Annotated in this window: 3 protein-coding genes and 1 pseudogene; 3 read left to right on the top strand and 1 reads right to left on the bottom strand. The window is 59.8% G+C overall.

The features are described from left to right. Positions 1 to 36 precede the first annotated feature (36 nt). Positions 37 to 411 carry a hypothetical protein gene (locus WN73_RS12320; RefSeq protein ID WP_271552971.1) on the bottom strand — a complete coding sequence of 125 codons (375 nt, stop codon included), beginning with the start codon at positions 409 to 411 and terminating at the stop codon, positions 37 to 39. Between the two features lie 908 nt (positions 412 to 1,319). On the opposite strand from WN73_RS12320, the gene nopM reads away from it, so the two are divergent. The 3 genes and pseudogenes from nopM (at position 1,320) to WN73_RS12330 (ending at position 5,474) form a co-directional block, all read left to right on the top strand. Next, complete coding sequence (nopM, locus tag WN73_RS12325) at positions 1,320 to 3,065, top strand: T3SS effector NEL-type E3 ubiquitin ligase NopM (RefSeq protein WP_271552973.1); 1,746 nt, start codon at positions 1,320 to 1,322, stop codon at positions 3,063 to 3,065. Positions 3,066 to 4,701: 1,636 nt separating this feature from the next. After that, positions 4,702 to 4,892 (top strand): annotated as a pseudogene (locus tag WN73_RS44570) (transcriptional regulator domain-containing protein). Between the two features lie 159 nt (positions 4,893 to 5,051). After that, on the top strand, positions 5,052 to 5,474 hold the full coding sequence (locus WN73_RS12330; protein ID WP_271552974.1) for a DUF2285 domain-containing protein: 423 nt from the start codon (positions 5,052 to 5,054) through the stop codon (positions 5,472 to 5,474). Positions 5,475 to 6,360: the final 886 nt, after the last annotated feature.

Raw genomic sequence — 6,360 nt, forward strand, 5'->3', positions numbered from 1 at the left:
CTTTGTCGGACACCTGCCGCGACAAAGCACTCACTGTCAGCTCAAGTCCCTTCTTTTACAGGTAAGCCGATTGAAGGGCACATCGAGCACGACGATACCTGTCGGAAGTCTAGGCAGGCTAGTAAGAGACAGCGACTCGAGATCCACTCTTGTGGCCTCACCCCGAGCATTCAGTCGCCTTACCGCCTCTTCACGATCCTCGAGCGGACCCACCTCCGGTTCTGCAGCCCAATGCTCAAGCACCTCGTTCTCGTCTCCCTCCGCATGGGCTGAATCCGCCGAGTTTGCTGCATAGCCTGTTACGACTCCGTCCCACTGCGCCGTAGCCCCGCTTCCCGGGTCCTCTTGTTCGGAGGACCCGGAAGGGATCACATCGCCGCGCTGAATCTGTTCTGCCTGAAAACGATCCATTGAATCTCCTTACGAGACTGAGCAGGCTCAGTCCACGACGATACGTTGTAGGCCTAAGACACTTAGCTTTCGATAAGCTGACAAGAGCTATCGCCGGAAAAGGGGCAACGATGGCATCGAAGCCGGCATATCTGTCGGAGCACTGACTCGATGATGGCTGAGGGCGATTTTTCTTCCGCCTCCACGCTACCGCGGATAACCAAGGCAGGAGCGCCTTAGGCATAGAGCCCAGCGCGGCTGGCGCCTCATCTCAACCGCGGCCAGTGGAGCCTTCGGCCGAGTACGTGGCAACGAAAAGTGGCAGGCGCTCCGAACGCCAAAGCGCTGGCGGTGTCCTATGCCAAGGCAATCCGTGCCAAACTGGTCTTTGCGAAGCTTGACCGGTTCAACCTCAAACCGGCTTGCTTCGATCACCTCTGGCAACCGAGCGACCTGGGGCTGCAGCGACACTCGTCAACTGATCAAACGTTGGTCAGAGCCTAGATTCCGGCAGGTACCCAATTGACTATCATCGGAACGCGCCACCTCCCCATGCGCCTCGGATTATCTCATCACGACGACCTGCATCGGCGAGAAGTTCATCCTGCCCGCGTTCACCTTCAACTATCGTGTTGTCTGGATGACGAGTCTCCCCACGCGCTGCAGCGACACTCGTCAGCTGATCGACAGGTAGGCCTGCTAAGGGCAGAACGCTGCCACGTTGACAGTCCTCCGGGACTTATCTGGTCAACGAAATGGCAGGAAGCCTCGCAGCAGTATCGATCAGTTTGCCGCGTGTGACCCTGTGCCGGCTCGAGTCGGGCGGGAGCCGCAGCGCACGTGCGCTGGCTCTCGAATGATCATGACAACCCGCCTGCTTCGCGACCTGGAGAAGCGGGGGTATTCTTGTTCTGACGATGGAGAAATTGATGAACACAGGACAGGCACAGTGGAGTGCAGGTTCTTCCTCGGCCGCTTCTGAGGCGGGGGAGCAGGAAAGTTACCTCAGCGGCTTCAGCCGAGCCGTGGCGGATTTGGTCGAAGCCATGACAGGATATCGGACCCCGGCCTCCGCGCGCGCGCAGATCCTGGACAACTGGGTTACCGAAGAGGGGCAGGGCGAAGCCGAGAATCGGCGACAGGGGCACACACGAATTAGGGGGGCGGACAACACGGGCTCGCACTCGCTGGATTTGTCCTCCCTCTCCCTGACCGCTTTGCCCGCCGCCCTGCCGCCAAGATTGCTGGAACTGCGCGCCAGGCACAACGAGCTAAGCAGCCTGCCCGCTAGCTTTCCACCCGGTCTTCAGCATCTTCTCATTAGCCATAACCGGTTGACCAGTTTGCCGGAAGCTCTTCCGGCGACCCTCTCTCGGCTGGAGGTGGCCGATAACGGCTTGATCAGTCTGCCGGCCAACCTTCCGGCTGGGCTCGAGATCCTGAACGCAAGCGACAACCGACTAACTAGCCTGCCGGACGCTCTCCCGAGCAGGCTCACCTCGCTCGCGGTTAGTGGCAATCAGCTGACCGATCTCCCCAACTCCCTCCCATCGGGGCTCATTGAACTCGATGTCAGCAGCAATCAATTGGCCAGCCTCCCCGACCCCCTTCCGAGCACCCTCCAATCGCTCAATCTCAGCGGTAACCGGCTGACCAGCCTGCCTGAGGATCTTCTCGAAGGTCTGGTACCGAATCTTAGTTTCAACTACCCTCATTTGGAGAACCTCGAGTTCGGGGATAACCCGCTGCCGGACGACGTCCTCGCTAATCTGGCGGCGGCTGAAGCGCCACCGCAGCTTGCGCAGCAATCTCTATATGAGGCTGCCGCGCACTGGCTCGCAGACGACCCGGCGACGCTGGCCGAATGGCAGCACTTTGCGGATGAGCCAGGCGCCCAGGACTACGCGCAGTTCCTGGAGAGGCTACGAGGAACCGTGAATTACGGCAATGACGAGTTTCGGCAGAGAGTGGCTGATGATCTGCGGCAGGCGGCGGCCAATCCGAGATTGCGCGAGCAGTTTTTTGCACAGGCTTCCGAGGCCAACCTGAGCTGCGAGGATCGAGTTACCTTGCACTGGAACGGTATGCAGACCGCGCGCCTCAACGCTGACGTCGAGGACGGCGTCTATGACGATCGTCTTGGCGAACTGATCCAGCGCGGCCGTGTTGCGTTCCGCTTGGAGGCGCTTGACGAGATCGCGCGCGACAGGGTCAACTCGCTCCTCAGCGTCTACCCGGACCTAGACGAGATCGAAGTCTACCTGGCCTATCAACATCGGCTGCGCGAGCCGCTCGAGCTGAGTCACCTCGCCCCTAACATGCAATACCTGGCGGTCTCTCGTGTAAGCGAGGATGACGCGACGGAGGCGCTGGACCTGGTCCGGGAGCGGGAAGCGAACGAATTCACGGACTATATGTCAACGCGCTGGCAACCTTGGGAGACGGTGCTGAGGCGCATCGCACCGGACGAACATGCAGCGATGCAGGACCGGCTCGTCGAAGCCATGGGCGAAGAGTTCCAAAGCCGTCTGGATCAGCGACTGGCCGAACATGGCCTGGTGGGCGACGTCGATGCCGAGCGGGTGGTCGGAGCCCAGGTCCGAAACCAAATCGCAGGCGAGATTAAAGGCGAGGTCATGCACCGGCTGCTCGCAGAGCGTGGCTTAGAACAATGAGACTTTCCAAGAGTCCCGCAGGGATATTTTTCATTGCTCTGTGGCGCTGCCTCAAGATGGGTCCTGCAATCGACATCATCTTTGAGCTGCCGATTGCCGATTGGCGCTCGAGCGAGAGGCTGAGGCGCGGCCCGTCGAGGCAGCACGCATCTACCGCCGTGAAGATCGCACGGTGTGCGGCAGCATGAAATGGTCGGCGTGCAGCCTCATTGCCGAGCGCCGAGCCTTGTCAATCCTTGTAAGACGGGATGCCCGGGCCTTCTACCAGCTGCGGGATGCTCCGCCGGAATTCTGTCGTGACCGCGCGCCGCCTTTGCTTCGTACTCGTCCTCGGGCGAGCGAAATCGACGCGTCAACAACCGGCTTTGATCATCGCGATTGTCGCGGTCGGTCAAGTGCATGCTCTCAGTCGTTCGAACGAGCGGGAGCGCGCGAGCGGCACGCGTTTGATTAACTCCCAAAGGACTTGCTCCTCACGGCCCAGACGTGACTTGCCGCGCTTCTTCGATACTCAATCCGTGGCATTTCCGGAATGTGCCAATTGCATCGTGGATGGTTATTGCGAGTCCCGAACACTGAATCGCTGAAAGGGCCGGCTCCGCTTCGAAGCATAATTGCCTTGACTGCGACTGCTCGGGCGCGAGTTTGCCATCATGTCATCCTCATCGACTCGATGATGGGGGACGCCGACGCTCGCAATGCTGGCAGGAACATCAGCGAGCTGGCTTGCGGGCCGATGCTGTTCATTTTTTGCTTCAAGCGATCCATAGCCGCGGCGTGCCGCCTGCGCGATCTGAGCCGCAGAACGGTCAGGACGTCCGAGAACGGTACCTCGCTAGCGGTCGTTCGGTAGCCTCCTTGGCGAGGCACATCTCCCGGAGGAGCAGCTTAAAACTCCCCGATCGATTCAGCTTGTAGTGGAACGCCATGGCCAGGTCATGTCTGCGGGAACCCTGGCGAGCTGTTCGCTTCATTCCGGATTACCTGCTGTGTCCCCCACTGCCGGCCCAAGTCGGACCCTCGGTCAGGACTAGGGCGTATTCAATCGTCAGGACAATCGGCACCTTAAGCATCTTCCGCTGGAGCCGCGGCGATCCCTCCGCGGATCTATCTGGATTTCCTGTTCGACGCCGGGCGCGGTTGCCGCGGAATCATACAAGAGCCACGATGGGGTTATCGCCGGCGCCACTGGGCCGGGCGACGCGCAGCAGTCTCTCGGCTTGCCTGCGACGCTAGGCCGTGCGTGCTGCAATGAGATGGAACGCCTGAGCTACCGATAACCAAGGCCTTGCGCCTATTGGTCCAAGTTGGCCGGATCACGTGCGAGTCTCACGGCCTAGCTGGGCCTCGACGCTTGGATCGAGGTTGATGGATCCAAGAAATCCCCTCATCGGATTCCTATGGGGTCGCAATTCATTGCTTCGGCGTGTCAGCATTCGATGTTTCGCAGGCCTCACAATAGCTAAAACTAAAGAGCGACGGTCTCCGAAGCGGAGGTGAGTTCTTTCAATCGAAAAAGTTGATTGTTCCATCGTGTGAGTGCAATGTCGAAGGGCTGCACGACTGCAACCACAAATCGTCACAAGCCTGCTGTTTCCTTGCGTGTGCACTCAGAACATGCGGAGAAAATAGTGCGATGTCAGGTGCGGATTGGCGATCAGAGAGCGCATACCACGATGTCAAGAAAGCAGAAACTGTCGACATCGCCTGGGAGTGGCTACGCGCGATCGCGAATATCAAAAAGACTTCCGGGCCCTGCCCAGCGCTAAACAATCCAGCCCGACGGATCACTTCCGACGGAAGTGGGGACTGACGTTTCGCGGCTGATCCGCAGAAGATGTTCGACAAGCAAACCGTTTTCTGGTCGCCTGAGGCGCTGCCGACCGTGCTAAACGTCCGCACGGCGACTTGCTCGACCGCGTCCAATCCATACAGGCTTGATGTCGCCGACCTCGCAGCCAGCGAGCTTCGCGAGGCGCCGGATGGATGGCATGTGGTCGTGCCGCTCGGAGGAGCGAAGCATCGGCTTTGTCTAACAGAACTCCCATCGCGCGCATCATTGGTTACCCTCGATTTGCCGCTCGACCGCAACTTGGGCCTCCGTTTGCAGGCTGCACATCGATTTTGGTTGGCACTCGAACAGCGCCCCGTTGGGCGGCCTCCTCTTGCTCAATCGATCGGGATCACGTCCTCGCTTTGCGTGCAGTGGACGGGTGGCTCGAAGGCAACAGCTATCGCAACATTGCGCAAGGCCTGTTTGGCAAGCCTCGCATTCCCGATCGAGGGTGGAAAACACACGATCTGCGCAGCCGGACCATCCGCCTGGTCCAGATGGGGTTGCGCCTCATGCGAGGCGGCTATCGTGACTTGCTCCGTCACAAGGGCAAAGACAGGGACGACACCTCCTGAGCTCTTTGCTGATTGGTTAGGGCGCTTGGGACTAGTAGGGAGCAAGCGAGCGATGTCTTCACTATGGAAGAAAAACCTCTCGGCACGCCATCGGTTACGGCTTCGTCGCGATGACTACTGTGGTGTTCGGCTTCCAAGATCGCGGTATAAAGCCGCGAGCCAGCGCGCGAGCTTGATGCAATCGACAAATCGAGTGTGGGTCCTTTCGCGGTCTTCTGGGGCTTCGACTTCCAGGTGCAGAAGTCGCTGGACCGTCCTGGCGGGGAGGCGAAGCCCGGCCGACTCGCGCTGGTGGCTGCAAGTGAAACGTACTGCGGAACGGGCCGTCAGGCGGTGGCAAGGACACCTTACCGTCCGGCTGGAGTGGCGTGATCGCGCTTTCGGCATCCCGCAGCTTGGCGCAGCCGCAACAGGGCGCACCTTGCCAGCAGGCAAGGCTCGACGACCGGACCGCGCGATTGATCAACCACGCGTTGATCAAGGCGAGCTCGATATCGCGTTTTGGGTTCTTTTGTTGCGCATCCACGCGGCGCGACCACGCTTAACTGCAGGGGCGTCAGCGATTTGGTGATCAGTCCTAAGCGCCCTTGTGCTGCGGTTACCAGGGTGCAAGTGCGTATGGTCGGCCGACGGACCTATCGTTTGCATCATCAACCAGTCTGCGGTAGCGAAGCGTCCGATCGGATTGATCTCCGCAGCGCGGCGCCGATGTCGTGGTAAGTCTTGGACCAGCGCTTGCACGGCGTGGTTATGTGAGGAGCACCGATTTGGCAGGTATCGTGGTTGCAGGTGGAGAGCCGCTCGTCTGTTCAGACGCAGTGAATGTCATAGGGCGTCAAAGACGTTGATTGACGGTATGTCAACGAAGCAGGGAATCCCGAATGAG

This window comes from Bradyrhizobium sp. CCBAU 45394, assembly GCF_028128655.1.
Taxonomy (GTDB): Bacteria; Pseudomonadota; Alphaproteobacteria; order Rhizobiales; family Xanthobacteraceae; genus Bradyrhizobium; species Bradyrhizobium diazoefficiens.

What these genes read in the sequence shown, in the direction of transcription:
- nopM (WP_271552973.1), top strand. Translation starts at nt 1,320, where the DNA reads ATGAACACAGGACAGGCACAGTGGAGTGCAGGTTCTTCCTCGGCCGCT.
- WN73_RS12330 (WP_271552974.1), top strand. Translation starts at nt 5,052, where the DNA reads ATGGCATGTGGTCGTGCCGCTCGGAGGAGCGAAGCATCGGCTTTGTCT.
- WN73_RS12320 (WP_271552971.1), bottom strand. Translation starts at nt 411, where the DNA reads ATGGATCGTTTTCAGGCAGAACAGATTCAGCGCGGCGATGTGATCCCT.